The organism is Pseudorhizobium xiangyangii (assembly GCF_020531965.1).
GTDB lineage: Bacteria > Pseudomonadota > Alphaproteobacteria > Rhizobiales > Rhizobiaceae > Neorhizobium > Neorhizobium xiangyangii.
In genome coordinates, this window is the sequence record NZ_JAJAWH010000028.1 from 1 (window position 1) to 18,855 (window position 18,855).

At 60.6% G+C, this 18,855-nt stretch carries 16 protein-coding genes, 1 tRNA gene and 1 pseudogene; 10 read left to right on the forward strand and 8 right to left on the reverse strand.

All coding sequences use genetic code 11. From position 1 onward, the window contains the following. Positions 1-879: pseudogene (locus LH464_RS20290) on the reverse strand (PAS domain-containing sensor histidine kinase); the annotation flags it as partial. A 223-nt stretch (positions 880-1,102) separates the two neighbouring features. Between LH464_RS20290 and LH464_RS20295 the strand changes: the two are divergent. From LH464_RS20295 to LH464_RS20305, 3 genes are all read left to right on the forward strand, one after another. Continuing rightward, positions 1,103-1,549, forward strand: a complete 447-nt coding sequence (locus LH464_RS20295; RefSeq protein WP_226788233.1) for a phasin family protein — start codon at positions 1,103-1,105, stop codon at positions 1,547-1,549. A gap of 126 nt (positions 1,550-1,675) precedes the next feature. Further along, positions 1,676-1,752 (forward strand) — tRNA-His (locus LH464_RS20300). A 268-nt stretch (positions 1,753-2,020) separates the two neighbouring features. Then, complete coding sequence (locus LH464_RS20305; protein WP_226788234.1) at positions 2,021-2,266, forward strand: helix-turn-helix domain-containing protein; 246 nt, start codon at positions 2,021-2,023, stop codon at positions 2,264-2,266. A gap of 75 nt (positions 2,267-2,341) precedes the next feature. Here LH464_RS20305 and LH464_RS20310 read toward each other — a convergent pair whose 3' ends face one another. Then, positions 2,342-3,223: a LysR family transcriptional regulator gene (locus LH464_RS20310; protein ID WP_226788235.1), complete on the reverse strand. Its 882-nt coding sequence runs from the start codon at positions 3,221-3,223 to the stop codon at positions 2,342-2,344. 106 nt (positions 3,224-3,329) lie between these two features. Between LH464_RS20310 and LH464_RS20315 the strand changes: the two genes are divergently transcribed. From LH464_RS20315 to LH464_RS20335, 6 genes are all read left to right on the forward strand, one after another. Next, entirely contained in the window at positions 3,330-4,826 is a 1,497-nt protein-coding gene (locus LH464_RS20315) for a CoA-acylating methylmalonate-semialdehyde dehydrogenase (protein ID WP_226788236.1), read from the forward strand. A 104-nt stretch (positions 4,827-4,930) separates the two neighbouring features. After that, complete coding sequence (locus LH464_RS24650; protein ID WP_255648533.1) at positions 4,931-5,065, forward strand: hypothetical protein; 135 nt, start codon at positions 4,931-4,933, stop codon at positions 5,063-5,065. Between the two features lie 211 nt (positions 5,066-5,276). Continuing rightward, positions 5,277-5,756 carry an iron-responsive transcriptional regulator RirA gene (gene rirA / locus LH464_RS20320; protein ID WP_226788237.1) on the forward strand — a complete coding sequence of 160 codons (480 nt, stop codon included), beginning with the start codon at positions 5,277-5,279 and terminating at the stop codon, positions 5,754-5,756. Between the two features lie 119 nt (positions 5,757-5,875). Continuing rightward, positions 5,876-6,904 (forward strand): AbrB family transcriptional regulator, encoded by a 1,029-nt coding sequence (locus LH464_RS20325; RefSeq protein ID WP_226788238.1) that lies wholly within the window; start codon positions 5,876-5,878, stop codon positions 6,902-6,904. Between the two features lie 95 nt (positions 6,905-6,999). Further along, the gene (locus tag LH464_RS20330) at positions 7,000-7,530 is read left to right on the forward strand and encodes a gluconokinase (RefSeq protein ID WP_226788239.1); all 531 of its coding nucleotides are present in this window, start codon (positions 7,000-7,002) and stop codon (positions 7,528-7,530) included. A gap of 202 nt (positions 7,531-7,732) precedes the next feature. Further along, complete coding sequence (locus tag LH464_RS20335; protein WP_226788240.1) at positions 7,733-8,356, forward strand: TetR/AcrR family transcriptional regulator; 624 nt, start codon at positions 7,733-7,735, stop codon at positions 8,354-8,356. A gap of 19 nt (positions 8,357-8,375) precedes the next feature. On the opposite strand, the gene LH464_RS20340 is transcribed toward LH464_RS20335, so the two are convergent. From LH464_RS20340 to LH464_RS20350, 3 genes are all read right to left on the reverse strand, one after another. Beyond that, positions 8,376-9,674 (reverse strand): NAD(P)/FAD-dependent oxidoreductase, encoded by a 1,299-nt coding sequence (locus tag LH464_RS20340; RefSeq protein ID WP_226788241.1) that lies wholly within the window; start codon positions 9,672-9,674, stop codon positions 8,376-8,378. 1 nt (position 9,675) lies between these two features. Beyond that, complete coding sequence (locus LH464_RS20345; protein ID WP_226788242.1) at positions 9,676-11,034, reverse strand: glutamine synthetase family protein; 1,359 nt, start codon at positions 11,032-11,034, stop codon at positions 9,676-9,678. 175 nt (positions 11,035-11,209) lie between these two features. Further along, positions 11,210-12,457 (reverse strand): NAD(P)/FAD-dependent oxidoreductase, encoded by a 1,248-nt coding sequence (locus LH464_RS20350; RefSeq protein WP_226788243.1) that lies wholly within the window; start codon positions 12,455-12,457, stop codon positions 11,210-11,212. 178 nt (positions 12,458-12,635) lie between these two features. Here LH464_RS20350 and LH464_RS20355 point away from each other — a divergent pair, with 178 nt between their 5' ends. Continuing rightward, positions 12,636-14,051, forward strand: a complete 1,416-nt coding sequence (locus LH464_RS20355; protein ID WP_226788244.1) for a phosphomannomutase — start codon at positions 12,636-12,638, stop codon at positions 14,049-14,051. Between the two features lie 15 nt (positions 14,052-14,066). Here the strand turns inward: LH464_RS20355 and LH464_RS20360 are convergent, their stop codons facing one another. Genes LH464_RS20360 through LH464_RS20370 form a run of 3 tightly spaced genes read right to left on the reverse strand, consistent with a single transcriptional unit; the run spans position 14,067 to position 18,805 of the window. Next, positions 14,067-15,209, reverse strand: a complete 1,143-nt coding sequence (locus tag LH464_RS20360) for an osmoprotectant NAGGN system M42 family peptidase (RefSeq protein WP_226788245.1) — start codon at positions 15,207-15,209, stop codon at positions 14,067-14,069. 8 nt (positions 15,210-15,217) lie between these two features. Next, positions 15,218-17,026 carry an N-acetylglutaminylglutamine synthetase gene (gene ngg / locus LH464_RS20365; RefSeq protein WP_226788246.1) on the reverse strand — a complete coding sequence of 603 codons (1,809 nt, stop codon included), beginning with the start codon at positions 17,024-17,026 and terminating at the stop codon, positions 15,218-15,220. Between the two features lie 3 nt (positions 17,027-17,029). Then, the gene (locus tag LH464_RS20370; RefSeq protein WP_226788247.1) at positions 17,030-18,805 is read right to left on the reverse strand and encodes an N-acetylglutaminylglutamine amidotransferase; all 1,776 of its coding nucleotides are present in this window, start codon (positions 18,803-18,805) and stop codon (positions 17,030-17,032) included. Positions 18,806-18,855 lie beyond the last annotated feature (50 nt).

The window sequence follows — 18,855 nt, forward strand, 5'->3', positions numbered from 1 at the left end:
TGCCGGTGCCGGTGCCGGTGCTGGGACCGGTGTCGGCTCCCGGTCGGGAATATCGAGATCGAGGACAATGGCCTCCTGAGGTTCGCCCGTTTCCTCGATGCTCGCGACCGCGTCGATGACGTCCGCGAAGCTGCCTTCGGCAGCTGTCGCCGCGTGGAGGATTTCCGGCGGCGATGGTGCCGAATGGTCGGGCTCCGGTGCCGGATCCACCATGGCGGGACTTGCCTCCACGATGAGGAGAAGATGCAGGGCCGGGGCATCGGACAGCTTGCCGAGAGCCGTCGGAAGATAGCCCTTGGCGGTTGAGACCGGACGCTTCACGAGGCGTGTAGGGTCGTTCCCGGCCAGTGTCACCAGCATGCGAGCTGTCTGTAGGGTCAGCCCCAGACTGTCAAAATCCTGCGAGGCAGCGATCACGCCGCCATCGGAATCGAGAACCGCGATATGGGTATCGGGGTCGTTCAGGCCCTCCAGCATCCCGGCCGCAGACCGGCGCTGGGAAACGGCGGCACGCTCGATGGGAGCTGTAAAGAGGACGACGGTGTCTCCGGCGATTTCCGCGAGTTCGCAACGGGCGCTGACCGGAATGGACTGGAAACCGGCCGATACCCGAATGGTCAGGGTCGAAGCGTCGCCGATTGTCGCCAGCCGGCGGCCGGCGGTCTCTATCTGGCGGAAAACGAGATCCTGTGGTCGCGGTCCCTGATCCAGAAAGTCATAAACGGAGTCATGACCGAAGAGGCGCGCACCGCGGCCATTCGACCAGAGCACCGTTTTGACATCGGGCGAGAAGATGACGACGGCTTCGCCCGCCGCAAACCGGTCGCGCACATGTTCGTGCACGGCTATGTCGATAAACGGGTAGTGGATGACTGGCATGACGAAACCCGAAACTGGCTTGGCGCGACGGTAGTTCTTAACACAGCGTTAATAACCTCAGGGCGGTTTTTGGTCCACCAAGCCCGCACTTTAACCGCTGAAAAGGTTAACGTGCCACATTGTGCGCTGCACAATAATGTTGCAACGCACAATGGAATGGATTATATTCTGCTCATGAAACTTCGGCCACCTGCCGGGGCACTCCTCAAAAAGGAATATGAGCATGGCATACCGTCCCGATGATATCTTTTCCTTCAGCGCATTCGATCCGGCCAAGTTCACCGAGAGCTTCCGGGATTTCGCCGAAAAGGGAGCTGCCCAGTCGCGTGAGGCATACGCGAAGGTAAAGGCTGCGACCGAAGAAGCGACCAAGACGGTCGAGACTACGATGCAGTCCGCCCAGGCTGGCTCGGTCGAGATCGGCTTGAAGGCGATCGACGCGCTTCGCAACAATGCCGACCTGTCCCTTTCGCACATGGAATCGCTTCTCGGCGTCAAGTCCGTCGCGGAATTCGTGGAGCTGCAGACCAGCTTCATCCGCAAACAGGCCGAGCTGAGCGTCGAACAGGCGAAGGGCATCCAGGATGCGTCCCGCAAGCTTGCCGAGACTGTCGGCCAGCCGGGCAAGGAAGCTGCGGAAAAGGTGATGGCCACCTTCAAGGCCGCTTAAAGCCGTTATGGCATCCCGATAGGGCCGGTGATAAAAACACTGGCCCTCATTTGCGCTTAAGGGCTTGCAAAAAGAATTCGATGCTCGTATTTGAGCCGAAAGCGGCGCCTGTCGCGGCTTGTTTGTGCGGTTGTAGCTCAGTTGGTTAGAGCGCAGGTTTGTGGCACCTGAGGTCGGAGGTTCAATTCCCCCCAACCGTACCATTTCTTCTTTGTCATAGTACAAACAGCTCGCTGTTCCGAAGGTCCTTCTGGCCAGAAACAGCGTGAACCATCCTCGGGTTTGCATCTGCGACCCGCGATCCACGGCCTTGAGAGCCGTCGCCGGCAATGTCTGAACCGAGCTCGCTTCGTATCAGTCTTGCCTAATGAAGCCTAAGAGCCTACGTTGCGCCAGAGTAACGGCGCATGTCGCCCTGTTGTATTTCGTTACATTCTGCTGCGGCAAACACTCGTAGAAGGAGCTTTTCCTATGTCTATTTCCATGAGCAATTTCGAGCCGACTGCAAAGAACGAGGTTTCTGCGGGGCACGTTGCAAGCGCAGTTATCGAGGCCCGTCAGGCTATCGGCTATACGCTGGAGCAGGTCGCCGTAACCACCGGGCTCACCGTCGATGAACTGGTGGCGATCGAGAGCGGCGATGATGGTGATCCCGCTCAACTGCAACGCATCGCTGCTGCATTTGGCCTACCCGCGACCGCATTCCTGGTCGCCTGATCCCAGTCTTTGATAGTGGTGGCGGCTTTGTCCGCCGCCTTTTCCTTCTCGAGTAACCGGACGACGACCGCGGCGTCATACGAAGATATGCCGCTCCTGGTGCACGATCGCATTCAGGAAATCGACGAGGGTTCTGATCCGTATCAGATCGCGACTGCTCTCGTGATAGGTAGTCCAGTAGGAGCGTCGAATGGCGACTTCGGGTAGAATTCGCACAAGTTCAAGATACTGGCGGGCAATGTAATCGTGCAGGATGCCGATACCAGCGCCTGAGCGAACGGCTTCCGTCTGCCCGGTGGCGCTGGATATCTCAAATCCCGGATCCCAGTCGCGCATGATTTCCCCGGTAAAGTTGAGGGACGGCGAGAAGATCAGGTCTTCCACGTAACCGATGCGCGGGTGGCGCTTCAGGTCGTCCACCGACTTTGGCATTCCATGGGTTTCTATGTGACCACGCGAGGCGTAGAGGCCGAGTGTGTAGTCCGTCAGCTTGGACGAGATGAGGCGACCCTGCTCGGGACGCTCGATCGTGATCGCGACATCCGCCTCGCGCTGCGAAAGCGAAAAGGACCGAGGGACCGGCACCAGTTGCACCTTCAACTGCGGATGCTGCTGCATGAGCTTGCCCAGGCGAGACGCAAGAAACGACACCCCGAAACCGTCTGGAGCGCCAAGCCTGACAGTCCCGGCAATGGTTGTGCCGATGTGGCCGGTCGCAGCCTGAGCGCTCAACATTTCGGCTTCCATGCGCTCGGCAGCCCGAAAGTAGATCTCTCCTTCGGTGGTAAGCTCGCAGCCGTTTGTTCGTCTGACGAGCAAGCGCGTTCGCAGCGTGTCCTCCAGGGCCGTCATCCTTCGGCCCAGCGTGGCGTGGTTTATCCCAAGGCGCCTTGAGGCAGCAAGCAGCTGCCCGCTTCGCGCGACAGCCAGAAACATGCGAACATCATCCCAATCCACTTGGCACCTATGTCGATAATTGCACAACGGATGCGTAAACTACGGCGTTGCTCTGTGCAAATTTGAATGTCAGTGTTGGGTCATACGGAATCCCGGAGGAACAAGCATGTATGAAATCGGCCATTTCATTGGTGGAAAGCGCGTTGCCGGCACGAGTGGCTGCACGTCGAATATCTTCAATCCTGCGACAGGCGAGGTTCAAGCAACCGTAGCGCTTGCCGGCGATGCGGATCTGAACGCTGCGGTCGAGGCGGCCAAGGCTGCTCAGCCGGCCTGGGCGGCGACGAACCCGCAGCGCCGTGCCCGGGTTTTCATGAAGTTCGTACAGCTCCTGAACGACAACATGAATGAACTCGCCGAGTTGCTCTCCCGCGAACACGGGAAAACGGTTGAAGACTCGAAGGGCGATATCGTGCGCGGTCTCGAAGTCTGCGAGTTCGTCATCGGCATCCCGCACCTCTCCAAGAGCGAGTTTACCGAAGGCGCCGGCCCCGGTATCGACATGTACTCGATCCGCCAGCCTGTCGGCATCGGCGCGGGCATCACGCCGTTCAACTTTCCAGGCATGATTCCGATGTGGATGTTTGCGCCTGCCATCGCTTGCGGCAATGCGTTCATCCTGAAGCCGTCCGAGCGTGATCCTTCGGTGCCGATGCGCCTTGCGGAACTGATGATGGAAGCAGGCTTGCCGGCCGGCATCCTCAATGTCGTCAACGGCGACAAGGGTGCCGTCGATGCGATCCTGAACCATGAGGATATCGGCGCTGTCTCTTTCGTCGGATCGACGCCGATTGCCCGTTATGTCTACGCCACCGCGACGGCAAACGGCAAACGCGCGCAGTGCTTCGGCGGCGCCAAGAACCACATGATCATCATGCCGGATGCCGACCTTGATCAGGCTGCGAACGCGCTGATCGGCGCGGGCTATGGTTCTGCCGGTGAGCGCTGCATGGCGATTTCGGTTGCTGTTCCGGTAGGTGAGGACACTGCGAACCGCCTGATCGACAAGCTGGTGCCGATGGTCGAGAGCCTTCGGATCGGCCCATACACGGACGAAAAAGCAGATCTCGGTCCTGTGGTGACCAAGGAAGCGCAGGCTCGGGTGACGGGACTGATCAATCGCGGGATCGAGGAGGGCGCCAAGCTCGTCGTCGATGGCCGGGATTTCAAGCTGCAGGGATACGAGAACGGTTACTTTGTCGGTGGTTGCCTGTTTGACCACGTCACGCCTGACATGGATATCTATAAGACCGAGATTTTCGGGCCGGTTCTCTCCGTTGTTCGTGCCAAGAACTATGAGGAAGCCCTGTCGCTTCCGATGAAGCACGAATACGGCAACGGCGTTTCGATCTATACCCGCGACGGCGATGCCGCCCGTGACTTCACGAGCCGCATCAATATCGGCATGGTAGGCATCAACGTGCCTATTCCCGTTCCGCTTGCCTATCATTCGTTCGGCGGCTGGAAAGCATCGTCCTTCGGCGACCTCAATCAGCACGGCACGGACTCGATCCGGTTCTGGACCCGTGTCAAGACGGTCACGAGCCGCTGGCCTTCCGGCATCAAGGACGGTGCGGAGTTCTCCATACCGACAATGAAGTAGCCCGGTTATCGAAGGCCGCCTAAGGGCGGCCTTCTTGCATATTAGAATTTCGTTGACCTTATTTGCTCCTACTCTAATTTACGGTCACTGTAGGAGTGGGCATCATGTTCTACGAGTGGGACGAAAAGCGCGCCCGGCGCGCTTACTGGATCAGGGTCGGTGTCATTGGGTTGGCTGCCTCGGCAGCACTGGGAGCATCGGCATTTCTGGCAGCCGCGCTGGACCTTGGTGGTTTTTAAGCCTGGTCGGCCAAGCTGGAATTGAGTGAGCTGGAGTTTGTGGATCTCCTCTATTTGCTTGATTTCTCGACCAGAAAGCTCACCATTGGTGGTGGGTCGAAACCCGCAAGTCTGTGGCCCCCATAACTTGATCGCGATTTTCGTATTTTTGAATTGTTCAAAACTAGCGGAGCCACTATATGTGGCGCTTAGAAGACTCGGGGAGTTAAGTATGCGGCTCACAAAACAGACGAACTATGCGGTACGGATGTTGATGTACTGCGCTGCGAATGAAGGGCGTCTCAGCCGGATTCCGGAGATTGCCAGGGCATACGGCGTGTCGGAACTCTTCCTGTTCAAAATCCTTCAGCCCCTTAACAAGGCGGGCTTGGTCGAGACCGTGCGTGGTCGCAACGGCGGTGTTCGTCTTGGACGCGCAGCCGACCGGATCACGCTCTTTGACGTCGTCAGGGTCACGGAAGACAGTTTCGCAATGGCGGAATGTTTCGAGGACGGCGTTGCCGAGTGCCCACTCGTCGACAGCTGTGGCCTGAACTCGGCCTTGCGCAAGGCTCTCAACGCGTTTTTTGACGTCCTGGCCGACTACACCATTGATGACCTCGTGAAGGCACGTCCGCAGATCAATTTCCTGCTTGGAATCGACCGCATAGGTCTTCCGAAAGTTGCTGCCGTGACCGCGCCTGCGGCCTGATCGACCTTTTTCGGTGCCGCCCGATCGGACGGCACCGAGGTTGACCTCCACCTGACATGCAATAGAAGGACATCTTCTTCCTAGGGAGAAGCTCCTTTCAAGCCGTCAAAGGCCGCTGCATGTCCTTCCCGGAAATCCGAATATTTGCATTCACCGCGCTGGTCGCGTCAGCTGGCGCCATTGCGGCATACCTCCTTTCGTTCCCGGCACCTTTTCTGGTTGGTCCGGCTCTCGCCGTCACAATTGGAGGCTTGGCTGGCCTGTCGCTCGACGTGCCGCGTCTGGTGCGCAATGCCTGCTTCGTCGTCGTTGGACTTTCGATGGGAACGGGATTGACGCCGGAGGTGTTCGTGGCAGCGCGCACATGGCCATTGAGCTTCCTGATGGTTCCGGCGGCGGTTCTCATCCTGCTGTATTCAGCCACCTGGGTTCTCCAGCGTTTCTTCGGCTACGATCGCACGACGGCATTGCTGGCCGCGTCGCCCGGACATCTAAGCTTCGTCCTCAGCCTGGCTGCCGATACCAAGAGCGACCTGATGGCAATCGGTGTCATACAAAGCGTCAGAGTACTTGCCCTGACGCTGACGGTTCCGCTGATCGTGGACGGGATGGGGCTGGTGCCTGTTTCGCTGCCGGCGGTAACGACGATGAAGACCCTTCCTCTGGTAGCCTCATTCGCCGCCGCTCTGCTTATCGGTTATTTCCTGTTGCGCTGGCGCGTCCCGGCCGCCCTGCTGATCGGCGGCATGATCGCGGCCGGCAGCACCCATCTTACAGGTCTTGTCGAGGGTAGTATTCCCGCCTGGATCATGACGCCGACTTACGTCCTGCTGGGTGGAATGATCGGCTCTCGGTTCTCCGGAGCCTCGTTGCGCGCCATGCGGACGGCGTTTTTCGCAGGTGCCGTGGTGACGGTGGTCGTGGTAGCGCTGGCGGCAGTGATCGCGGCCATTGTCTCCCGGTTGACCGCGGTGCCGGTCGATGCGGCGCTGATCGCGTTTGCGCCGGGTGGATTGGAGACCATGGCAGCCATGGCGGTGATGCTGAATGCCCAGCCAACCTATGTGGGCGCACATCATGTTTTGCGCCTCTTGATCCTGTCGGGCCTGATGCCCTTCGCCTTGCGCAAGGATCTCGGCGCAAAGTAGCTTTCATCTGTGAAAAGCAGGCCTCGTCACTTGTTATCCGTGCCGGACGTCGCTAGCTGCAGCCATATTGTCACCGGTACACGAAAGTCTCAGCTATGACCTCACAAGCTCCTTCGGCCATCATCGTCATGGGTGTCAGCGGCGCGGGAAAGTCCTCGGTCAGTGAGCGGCTGGCGGAAAGATTGGGTTGCGGCTTCGCAGAGGGTGATCGGCTGCATCCTGCAGCCAACGTGGAGAAGATGGCCAAGGGCACGCCGTTGACCGACGAGGATCGCTGGCCCTGGCTGGATCTCGTTGGACAGGAGTTGGCCAATTCTGTAGCGAACGGAAAAAGCCTCGTACTCTCCTGCTCGGCGCTGAAGCAGATCTATCGCGAGCGGCTGAGAGAGGCTGCGGGCGGCAATCTGCGGTTCGTATTCCTGAAAGGCAGTCCCGAATTGCTGGAGGTCCGCATGGGCGAGCGAACCGGACACTTTATGCCGCTGTCTCTTTTGCACAGTCAGCTCGCCACCCTGGAGACACCGGAGGGCGAGCATGGGGTCGTGACAGTGAACATCGATGCAACCCTGGAAGAGATCGTTGACGCAGCTTATTCCGGTTTGCAGAAGTTGGACGGCCAACTTTGAGCATAAGGCCGTAAAAATAACTTAGTACATACGAATGTGATGATACAACTGTTCCGCACATGATGTAGATCATGTGATTTGGACGTGCCCTTACCTGTGGCCATGTTCAAATCGGTTGACGATGATGCGACGGCGCATCGACGTACATATGACGGAGCAAATACTGCGAATGCCGAATACCAGTCGGGGTGTGAGTCCAGGTTTGCTTAGGCGCATACCGAAGCAAGAGCGTAGCCGCGAGCGGATAGACGAGATCCTGAAGGTCTCCATGGAGCTGATCGGCAGCAAGGGCATCGACGCAGTAACGATGAAGGAGATCGCGGCACTTTCTGGCGGCCCCATTGCCTCGGTCTATCAGTATTTCCCCAACAAGTCGGCGATCGTTGCGACGCTATACGAGCGCTACTCGGAGGAGGTGAAGGTATTTGTGGAGATGTGCTCCTCCGGGATAGAAACAGCGGACGATGCCTTCGCCGCAGTCAACCGGCTGATCGGCATCTACTATCAGAATGTCAAGGAGAGGCCTGCGATACTGGACCTCTTGAATGCGACACTGGCGGATAAGTCTCTGGCCCTTCTCGATCTCGGCGCGTCACGTGTCCACAGCAAGATCTTTGCCGACGCGACAATCCGTTTCGTCGCGAGCGACCAGGCGGAGGCTTTCAGGCGCAAGGTCTTCCTGATGTTCCATCTCGCCGCGGCAGCGGTTCGCCTGTCGCTTCTCGTCGACGACGATGAGGCGGAGGATATCATGGCGGATTTCACCTCCGCTTCCATGACCCAGATGCGGTACTTCATCGATTCTTCAGAGAATGTGAACGCCTGAAACGAAAGGTGGTCGGGGCTTACAGTCCCAGACGGTCGCGCAGTCCGTACCACCATGCTCCCAGCATGGTCAGGGGTACCCGGAACGTCCTTCCGCCGGGGAAGGGCAGGTTGGGAAGCGATGCCCAGACATCGAACCGTTCCGCATGTCCAGCGACGGCTTCGCCCAGAATCTTGCCGAGCAGGTGCGTGGTCGTCACTCCGTGACCACTGTCGCCATGTGAGAAGTAGACCTTGTCCGACAGTCGTCCCATGTGCGGTATGCGGGTGAGCGTCAGGGCGAAATTTCCGCTCCACGCATAGTCTATCCGGATATCCTTCAACTGCGGGAATGTCTTCAGCATGTTCGGGCGGATCACGCTCGTCAGGTCTTTCGGGTCTTGTCCGCCGTAACCGATACCGCCACCATAAAGCAGCCGGTTGTCGGCAGTGCGCCGGTAGTAGTCGAGGATGTAGTTGGCATCCTCGACGCAATAGTTGGCCGGCAGCAGGGACTCGATCAGGCCGGCGTCCAGCGGCTCCGTCGCCATCACCTGGCTCGAGACCGGCATCATCCGGCCGTGGATCTCCGGCAGGAGAGGCGAGAGATAGGCATTGCCGCAAACGAGAACGTAATCCGCTGTCACCGAGCCCTCGGCGGTTCGCACCGTCGGCGTTTCGCCGTCGTCGATGCCGATAACCCGAGCGCCTTCGAATATCCGTGCTCCGAGCGTTTCCGCCGCCGCCGCCTCGCCAAGCACCAGATTGAGAGGGTGGATGTGGCCGCCGAGCCGGTCGATCATGCCGCCGGCATAGCGGTCGGTTTTTACGTAGTGCCCGACGTCCTGCCGCGAGACCATTTCCAGGCCGGTGTGTCCGTGCTTCTCCCAATGTGTCCTGTGGGACTCCATCTCGCTTATCTGCTTGTCGGTGAACGCTGCGAAGAAGCCGCCCGGCACGTGGGCGCAGTCGATATTGTACCTGGCAATGCGGTCGCGGATAATGTCGCCGCCTTCAAGCGACATGGCACCCAGTTTGACGGCCCTGTCGTGACCGTATCGTCCGGCGATCGTCTGGAGGTCGCGACTGTAGCCGTTGACGATTTGTCCGCCATTGCGGCCGGAGGCGCCGAAGCCGATCCGCTCTGCCTCCAGAACGACCACTGAATAGCCACGCTCGCAAAGCTCCAGCGCGGCGGAAACGCCGGTGAAGCCTGCGCCGATAATGCAGACGTCAGCCCGCATGTCACCCTGGAGGACCGGCCGCACCCGCTTGTCGTTGGCGGATGCTGCGTACCAGGAATTTGCATGCCTCGGGTTGCCACTGGTCTTGTAGGTCATGTCACACCGTCCGGATGTAGGCGTCATACTCGACATCGGTAACGCGCAGGGAAAACTCCGAGAGTTCCTGCTGCTTGCAGGCCGTGTAAAGCCCTCGGTATTTCGGTCCCAGTGTGGCGTAGGCGAAAGTGGACCGGGCAAACTGCTGCAGCGCGTGGTCCCAGTTCGTCGGTAGCGGTTCATGGCTCACCGCGTGCTCGTCGCCTGTGATGGCGCCGCCGGGATTACGCTTCTCCCGCATGCCGGTGAGAGCCGCGCTGAGGATCATGGCCAGGACGAGGTACGGATTGGTGTCTGCGCCGGCAACACGGTGTTCGATGCGGGTCGCCGGCTTGCTGGCCGTGATCACCCGCACAGCCGCGGAGCGGTTGTCGAAGCCCCAGGACGCGAAGGTTGGGGCATGCTCGCTGGGCCTCAGGCGTCGATAGGAGTTCGCATGTGGGGCAAAGATGGCCATGCTCTCGTTCATGTTCTCAAGCAGCCCGCCGACGGAATGGAAGAGCATCTCGGAGGGGCCTTTCTCGTCCACATAGACATTCACGCCGTTCTCATCGACCAGCGAAAAGTGCACATGCATGCCGCTGCCTGCCTGCATGCCGTACGGTTTGGCCATGAAGGTCGCGTCAAAGCCGGTCGCCCTCGCGACGCCCTTTACGATACGCTTGAGTAGCACAGCATAATCGGCGGCCTTCAGGGCATCGGGCACATGGTTCAGGTTGATTTCGTACTGGCCCGGGCCGTTTTCCCGCAACGTCGTATCTGCCGGAATGCCTTGGGCGCGCGCGGCCGACGAGATGCCGTGGAAGACGCTTTCGAAATCCTGCAGCTCCGAAATCGACAGCACCTGTGTCTGGCCGGTATGCCAGCGTCCATCGCGGGAGTTCGGCGGACGAACCGGGTCGAGTGCCGAACGGACCAGATCGATGAGATAGAATTCCAGCTCCGTGGCGACGACCGGCGTCAGGCCAAGCTTGGCGAAACCTTTGAGGACGTTGGCCAGCACCTGGCGGGGATCGCCGTAGAAACCGCTACCATCCGGATTGCGCATTCCCAGAAGCACCTGGGCGGTTGGACGGTTGAGCCAGGCGACACGCGACAGGGTGCCGGGAATGGGAAAGCAGAGCCCGTCGGGATCGCCTGTACCCTCGGCAAGTCCGGCCGCGGTGACGTCGCGGCCCCAGACGTCGAGGGCATAGACGGAGCGGGGCATTGCCATGCCATTGGACAGAACGTCGAGGGCCCTTTCCCGCGGGATCCACTTGCCCCGCGGCACGCCGTTCACGTCGATGACGAATGCCTCGAGGACCTCGATGTCCGGATTGTTTTCGAAGAAGATCTGCGCGTAGCTTATATCATCCATGAAACACCAAATAACCTTTTCACCGGCGGCATTGCCGCGCTCCGGGCCGCAAGCCCGCTAACGGTGATCGGTTCAGGCGTTGTAGATCAGATATCGGATCATCTTGCTGTCGCGGCCCGCTCAGGCCGCGTCTTCCTTTTCTCGAAGTGTAGCGCCGTCATTGGCGGAACACCAGCTAGGCCGCGAAACGATCCGGCCGGTAGGCGGAAATGTCGATGCGCGTCTTTTCCCCCGCGATAGCCTCGGCGATGACCTGTCCCGTGATCGGTCCGAGGGTCAGGCCGTGATGGGCATGGCCGAAGGCAAACCACAGTCCCTTGTGACGCGGCGCTTCGCCGATCACCGGCATCATGTCGGGCGTGCAGGGGCGGGCGCCCATCCACGGTTCCGGATCCAGCCGCTCCGCGAGAGGGAAGATCGAACGGGCCACGGTCTCGGCACGGTCCAGCTGCACCGGTGTCTTCTGGGCGTCACGCAGCGCGAATTCCGCGCCGGTGGTGAGACGAATGCCCTGGTTCATGGGCGCCAGGAAATATCCCCGCTCCGCATCCATGGTCCAGCCGTTGAGCTTGGCATTGCCTTGCGTACCGTAATGCATGTGGTAGCCGCGCTTGACGCCGACCAGGAAGCGGTAGCCAAGCGGCTTCGTTACCGTGTCCGACCATGGGCCGAGCGCCACGACGACGTCCTTGGCTTCGACGGTGCCTTCGCCCGCGACGACCCGCCAACCCGTGGAAGTCTGCGAAAGGCTCTTGGCATCGCCCTTCAGGACGCGACCACCGAGTTTTTCAAAGAGGCGGACATAGGCCATCGTCAACGCATACGGGTCCCGAACCGACCAGGGGTCTTCCCACTTCAAGGCGCCGACGAAGTCATTGCTGAGGCTCGGCTCCTCTTTTGACAGTTCGGCCGGTGTCAGTTCCTTGAAGACGACGCCATACTCCTTGTGGAGACGAGCAGCCTCCTTCAATTCCCCATCGCGCTTGGCCGATGTGCGGAATACTTCCGTCCAGCCGTCCTTCGCGATGAGATCCTCAGCACCGGCCTCCTCGATGAGTTCGTTATGCGTGGAGATCGAATGCTCGATCAGCGGCGCATAGGCTCTGGCGATCAGCTGGTGACGGCTGAGATTGGAGTGCCACCAGTATTTTGCCAGGAAGGAGCTGACCGATGGAATGGCGCGCCAGTGAAAGTGGGCATCGATACGGTTGTTGAGTGCGTAGCGCATGATCAACCCGAACTGCTGCGGGAAGCCATAGGGAACGACACCCTCCCGCTGGATCAGCCCCGCATTGCCGAAGGAGGTCTCCTCGCCCGGGCCGCGGCGGTCAACGAGTACAACCGACTTGCCGCGGCGGGCCAGTTGCAGCGCCGTAGAAACGCCAATAATGCCCGCACCGAGTACGATCGCATCCGCTGTCATGTCTGCACTTTCATTCCATATTTCGTTCGAGCGAACATGCCGAGGACATAGCTGCGGCGCAAATGAAAAATTGCCGCGGCCTGTGGATTATTGGAGCATTCGGCGATCCGCTTGCCTGCTCCTGACAAGGTGACTACATCACGATGCGAAAACGCTGACGCGCTGGCAGGAGACGGGCATGAAATTTGGAACGAGTGGCCTTCGCGGCTTGTCGGTGGACCTTGAGGGGCCTGCGTCCGGAACATATGCCGCCGCGTTCGGACGTTACCTGCTGGAAGGCGGCAAGGCACGGGTGGGTGACAGCATCCTGCTCGGGAGGGATTTTCGGGATTCGAGCCCGCAGATCGCCCGAAATTGCGCCGTGGCGCTCTCCGCTCTCGGGTTCAAGGTCGTCGACTGCGCAACCGTACCGACGCCGGCCTTGGCGCTCTTCGGCCTGGAAACAAATTCGGCATCGCTGATGGTGACCGGCTCCCATATTCCGGCTGACCGCAACGGGATCAAGTTCTACCGGCCGGACGGCGAGATCGACAAGCAGGACGAGAACGGCATCAGCGCGTTTGCGGTAGCCCCCTCCGCCGCGCCTGAAGCTCCTTCGGAAAATCCCGACACCGTGGATCGTTCTGAGGAGTGCCGCGCGCTTTTCCTGAAACGCAACTGCTCGCTCCTGCCCAAAGGTGCCTTGGCGGGCCTGAGGATAGGCGTCTACCAGCACAGTACCGTTGCACGCGACCTGCTGGTCGAGGTCCTCGGCCACTATGGTGCGGATGTCGTGCCGCTGGGACGTTCCGAAACCTTCATTCCGGTGGATACCGAGGCGGTCTCCGCCGAGGCGGTTGCCCTGCTGAAACAGTGGGCTCACGAACACCGGCTGGATGCGATCGTTTCTGCCGATGGTGACGGTGATCGTCCCCTGTTGGCCGACGAGACGGGCAATCCCCTTCGCGGCGATCTGCTGGGGTTGATCACCGCCGGCTTTCTTGGCGCCAAGGTGGTCGTCACGCCGGTCACGTCCAATTCCGGCATAGAAGGCGCGGGATCGTTTGACGTCGTCAGAACCCGTGTCGGCTCTCCCTTCGTTATTGCCGCCATGGAGGAAGCCGTTGCCAACGGCAACGATCTGGTCATGGGCTTCGAGGCCAATGGCGGATTGCTGACAGCCACCGACTTTTCGATTAACGGCGCAACTGTTCGTGCCCTTCCGACCCGGGACTGCTTCCTGCCCATGCTGGCGGTCCTGTCGCTCGCCGCCGAGAAAAAGCAGCCCTTGTCGCACCTCGCCGCCGCCTTCCGTCTTCCGGTCGCCGCGGCCGACCGCCTGGAGAACTTTCCGACGGAAACCAGCGCTCGCCTGATGGCCCATCTGCGAGAGGACGATCAGAACCTGGCGGTGTTTCTGGCGCCGATCGGCGAGGTTGCGGGCAAGACCGACATCGACGGACTGAGAGTGGCTCTCGTCGGCGGACGTACCATCCATTTCCGCCCATCTGGCAATGCACCGGAAATGCGGTGCTATGTCGAGGCAGAAACGGATGAGGCGGCAGAAGCGCTTCTGCATGCCGGGCTCGAACGCATCAGGCAGTGGGCAGCCTAAGCTTGCCTCTGCATCTCAGCTGGATGGATCCGGTTTGGGATTGTCCGCCTCTTCGGTCGGTTGATGGGTGAAACCCTCGACACCGGAGATCTCCTTGGCGTCACGCTTGATATCAACCCGGCTGACCGCAAACGCAGCTACGAGCCGCGCCACGGAGACGAGCGCGTCGGTGTGAATACGCTCGTAGCCATGCGAGGCATCGACACCGAAGGTCACCAGCGCCGTGCGCACGTCATGGCCGGCCTCGATGGCCGAGGCGGAGTCCGACCGGTAGTAGCGGAACACGTCCTTCTGGTAAGGGATCGTTTCCGCCCCGCACAGTTCGACAAGCTTTTTTGTAAGATGGTAGTCGAAGGGCCCTGACTGGTCCGCCATCGCGATCGTTGCCCCGAACTCGGAGGAATTCTGGCCCGGCGCGCTGGTGCCGTTGTCGATGGTCAGCATGGATGCGACCTCTCCCGTCAGGATGGAGGACGCGCCGACGCCGACTTCCTCGGCGATTGTAAACAGCCAGTGGGTATCGACCGGTGTCGTGGCTTGTGAGCGTTCCAGAGCCTCGATGGCAGCGAGTGCGATGGCGACGCCGGCCTTGTCGTCCAGATGGCGGGAGTTGATGAAGCCATTGTCCAAAAACTCCGGCATGGGATCGACTGCGACGATGTCGCCGACGTCGATGCCAAGCGCGAGCGTTTCTTCCTGAGAGCGCGTTACGGCATCGATCCGCAACTCCACGTACCGCCAGCCGACGGGAAGCGTATCGACTTCCTCGTTGAACGTGTGGCCCGATGCCTTGAGCGGCAGGATCGTGCCCCGGAAACTTCCGGCGTTGCTGAAGATCACGACACGGGCACCCTCGGCGAAGCGAGCCGACCAGTTGCCGATGGGTACAAGCTCGAGCCGTCCGTTGTCCTTGACGAACTTCACCTGCGCTCCGAGCGTATCCAGATGAGCCACCATGGCGCGCGCACCCTGACGGCGGCTTCCCTGGCGAACGGCACGAATTGCACCGCGCCGCGTCAGTTCCGGCTTGAGGCCAAGCCGCTCCAGTTCCCGCGAGCAGTAATGCACGATCTCGTCCGTATAGCCGGTGGGGCTGTCGATGGAGAGAAGTGCCTTTAACTGGCCGATAAGATAGGCTTCATCGATCTTGATACTCATGGCACGGCCTACAGCTTTCCGAGCGCAAGGCTTGCTGCCCGGTGCCCTGAGAGCGGAAACAGCAGATCCAGGAATTTCTCCGCTGTCGGCTGCGGCTCGTGATTGGCAAGACCCGGGCGCTCGTTGGCCTCGATGAAGACGTAATCCGGTTCCGTTGGGCTGCGAACCATGAAGTCGATGCCGACGACCGGGATGTTGATGGCACGGGCAGCAGTGATCGCTGCTTCCACCAGACGCGGGTGCACGATCTCGGTGACGTCGTGGATCGAGCCGCCGGTATGGAGGTTGGCAGCCTTGCGGACGACGACATCCCGTCCCTTTTCAAGCACGTCGTCGAGTGCCAGATCGCTGAGCTTCAGGCAGCGCTCGGTCTCGCCGTCTATCGGGATCGTGCTCTCTCCTCCAGTCGCGGCGGACCTCCGGCGCGATTGCGCCTCGATCAGGCTGCGGATCGTCTTGCGCCCGTCGCCCATGACGTGCGGAGGACGTCGAACGGCGGCGGCCACCAGCCTGAAGTCTATGACCACGAGGCGCAGGTCCTCGCCCTCGAAGCAGGCTTCGATCAGCACGCGGTCGCAGACGTCTCGAGCATCGCTGATCGCCTGCTTGACGGCATCGAGACCGTCCAGTCCGACGGCGACGGCACGCCCCTGTTCTCCGCGGGCAGGCTTCACCACGACACGCCCATGCTCTTCGAGAAACGCGGAAAGTGCTGCATCGTCGTCGGCTGCCGTCATCTGCGCGGGGACGAGGAGACCGGCTCGTTCGACCACCCGACGGGTGACTGCCTTGTCGTCACAGATGGACATGGCAACACCCGAGGTCAGCTCCGAAAGGCTTTCGCGGCAGTGGACGGAGCGTCCGCCCTGTGACAGACGGAAAAACCCACCTTCCGCGTCAGTGATCTCGACATTCACGCCGCGTCGCCGCGCCTCGTCCACGATCAGCCGGGCATAGGGATTGAGCACGTCGTACTCTTCCAGCGGCGCGGCATAGAGGCGTTCGTTGATGGAGTTCTTGCGTTTGACGGTGAAGGCCGGGATTCGCCGGAAATGCAGCTTCTCATAGAGCCCGATGGCCTGCTCGTTGTCATGCAGGACGGAGAGGTCCATGAACGAAGCGCCCCGCGCCTTGAAGTGTTCTGCAAGCCGGCGCACCAGCGCTTCTCCAATGCCCGCGTGACGTGCCTGCGGATCCACGGCAAGGCACCATAACGAGGATCCCTGTTCCGGGTCGTCGAACGCACGGCGATGGTCTATGCCGGTCACGGTGCCGATCACCTCGCCGGTGTTTTCGTCCTCTGCCACCAGGTAGGTGATCGAGCGGTTATCGCGGTTGGACCAGAAGAAGTCGGGCCGGACCGGCACCATTCCGCGCGATGCGTAGATGCGGTTCACGGCGCGGGCATCAACCTCCGAGGACAGGCGACGGACGAAGAAGCCGCGCGGTTGCTTCCGGCTGCCACGATAGGTGGGAAGCTCAAGCCGAAATGTATGAGAGGGGTCCAGAAACAGCTCCTGGGGTGCTGTCGCGAGCACCACGTGCGGATCGCCGACATAGATGGCGATATCCCTGTGTTCGGGCGCTTCCTCGCGCAACGCTGCAATCAATCGCGCCGGCTCCTTGAACGTCTGGGCAAAAAGCAGGCGCCCCCAGCCGCAGTCGACCTGGGCTTCCTCTTCCCCGGTCGCTGCGTCCGGCGCCCGAGCGTGATGAGCGTGGCTGGAATAATCGGCATGTCGCCGCTTCAGGCGATGGGCCACAGCCTTGGCCGAACGGAGACGGCCGGCTTTTTCGTCAGTCGTGGTCTTCGTCATCCGTTACACCCCATGCGTCTGCAGCCACATTTCGAGAAGGCCGACCTGCCAAAGTTCCGATCCCCTCAAGGGGGTAATGTGGTCGGTAGGGTTCTGGAACAATTGCTCCAGATAGTCGCCGCGGAAGAGGCCGCGCTCCTTGGCTGATTGGGAGGTCAGTGCGTCCCGCACCATGTCGAGATAGGGTCCATCGACGTACTTCAGCTGCGGCACCGGAAAGTAACCCTTCTTGCGGTCGATCACCTCGGAGGGCACGACAAGTCGAGCGGCATCCTTCAGCACGCCCTTACCGCCTTCGCGCAGCTTCTCCTCCGGTGGGATCTTGGCCGCCAGCTCCACCAGTTCGTGATCGAGGAACGGCACCCGCGCTTCAAGGCCCCAGGCCATCGTCATGTTGTCGACCCGCTTGACCGGATCATCGACGAGCATGACCTGACTGTCGAGACGAAGCGCCGCATCGACCGGGGTATCGGCGCCCGGCGCGTTCAGGTGGTTGCTGACATACTCGAAGCTGACATCGCGATCGGTCAGCCATTCGGGATTGAGGTGGCGTGCGAGCTTCTCATGCGACCGGTCGAAGAAGACCTTGGCATAGTCGGTTGCTACGTCATTGGAACTGGCGAGCGGCGGATACCAGTGATAGCCGCCAAATATTTCGTCCGCGCCCTGACCGGACTGCACGACCCGAATGTGCTTCGAGACTTCCTGCGCGAGAAGGTAGAAGCCGGCATTATCATAGGAGACCATCGGCTCCGACATCGCCGCGAAGACGCCGGGAAGGGCTTCCATGAGCCGCTCGGACGGCACGAAGATCTGGTGGTGATCCGTCTCGAACCGCTTTGCGATGAGATCGGAATAGAAAAATTCGTCGCCCTTTTCACCGTTGGCCTCTTCGAAGCCTACGGAAAACGTCATCAGGTCCTTCTGCCCCATCTCCGCGAGCAGGCCGACGATGAGACTGGAATCGACGCCGCCGGAAAGCAGCACGCCGACCGGAACGTCCGCCACCATTCGACGGCGGACCGCTGTCTTCAGCGCGTCGAGAACCATGTCACGCCAGTCGTTGGACGACAGGTTCGCCATGGACGCGTCGCGCTGGTGGGGAGGGTTCCAGTAGACCGTGTCCTTCTCACGCCCATCGCGTTCTATGACACGGATCGTCGCTGGCGGCAGTTTCTTGACCCCGTTCACCATCGTGTGCGGCGGCGGCACGACGGCATGAAATGTCATGTAGTGGTGGAGCGCCGTCTTGTTGATCGACGTATCGACGTCGCCCGCCTTCAGAAGTGCCGGCAGGAAGGAGGCAAACCGGATCCCGTTGCCGATCCGTGCGAAATAGAGCGGTTTGACGCCGAACCGATCGCGCGCCATCACCACCCGGCCGCTGTCGCGCTCGTGGATGACGAAGGCAAACATCCCGTGGAAGCGCTTGACGCATTCAGTGCCCCAGGCATGCCAGGCCTTGAGGATGACCTCGGTATCGCCGTGCGAGAAGAAGCGGTATCCCTTCGCCTCGAGCTCCTTGCGCAGTTCCGGGTAATTGTAGATGCAGCCGTTGAATGCGATGGTCAGGCCAAGCTCCGCATCCACCATGGGCTGGCGGGCTTTTTCCGACAAGTCGATGATCGACAGCCGGCGATGTCCGAGCGCCGCATTGCCGTGGATCACCAGCCCGGAGCCATCCGGCCCTCTCGGCGCGATCGCGTCCATCATCCTGGCTTGTGCCAGATGCGAGGGCTGCGCCCCATCGAAACGTACTTCACCACAAATTCCACACACGGTTTTGCTTGGTCCTTTCAACGTTCTTGACAGTTGTCGAATTGATTATA

What these genes read in the sequence shown, in the direction of transcription:
- LH464_RS20295 (WP_226788233.1), top strand. Translation starts at nt 1,103, where the DNA reads ATGGCATACCGTCCCGATGATATCTTTTCCTTCAGCGCATTCGATCCG.
- LH464_RS20305 (WP_226788234.1), top strand. Translation starts at nt 2,021, where the DNA reads ATGTCTATTTCCATGAGCAATTTCGAGCCGACTGCAAAGAACGAGGTT.
- LH464_RS20315 (WP_226788236.1), top strand. Translation starts at nt 3,330, where the DNA reads ATGTATGAAATCGGCCATTTCATTGGTGGAAAGCGCGTTGCCGGCACG.
- LH464_RS24650 (WP_255648533.1), top strand. Translation starts at nt 4,931, where the DNA reads ATGTTCTACGAGTGGGACGAAAAGCGCGCCCGGCGCGCTTACTGGATC.
- rirA (WP_226788237.1), top strand. Translation starts at nt 5,277, where the DNA reads ATGCGGCTCACAAAACAGACGAACTATGCGGTACGGATGTTGATGTAC.
- LH464_RS20325 (WP_226788238.1), top strand. Translation starts at nt 5,876, where the DNA reads ATGTCCTTCCCGGAAATCCGAATATTTGCATTCACCGCGCTGGTCGCG.
- LH464_RS20330 (WP_226788239.1), top strand. Translation starts at nt 7,000, where the DNA reads ATGACCTCACAAGCTCCTTCGGCCATCATCGTCATGGGTGTCAGCGGC.
- LH464_RS20340 (WP_226788241.1), bottom strand. Translation starts at nt 9,674, where the DNA reads ATGACCTACAAGACCAGTGGCAACCCGAGGCATGCAAATTCCTGGTAC.
- LH464_RS20345 (WP_226788242.1), bottom strand. Translation starts at nt 11,034, where the DNA reads ATGGATGATATAAGCTACGCGCAGATCTTCTTCGAAAACAATCCGGAC.
- LH464_RS20350 (WP_226788243.1), bottom strand. Translation starts at nt 12,457, where the DNA reads ATGACAGCGGATGCGATCGTACTCGGTGCGGGCATTATTGGCGTTTCT.
- LH464_RS20355 (WP_226788244.1), top strand. Translation starts at nt 12,636, where the DNA reads ATGAAATTTGGAACGAGTGGCCTTCGCGGCTTGTCGGTGGACCTTGAG.
- LH464_RS20360 (WP_226788245.1), bottom strand. Translation starts at nt 15,209, where the DNA reads ATGAGTATCAAGATCGATGAAGCCTATCTTATCGGCCAGTTAAAGGCA.
- ngg (WP_226788246.1), bottom strand. Translation starts at nt 17,026, where the DNA reads ATGACGAAGACCACGACTGACGAAAAAGCCGGCCGTCTCCGTTCGGCC.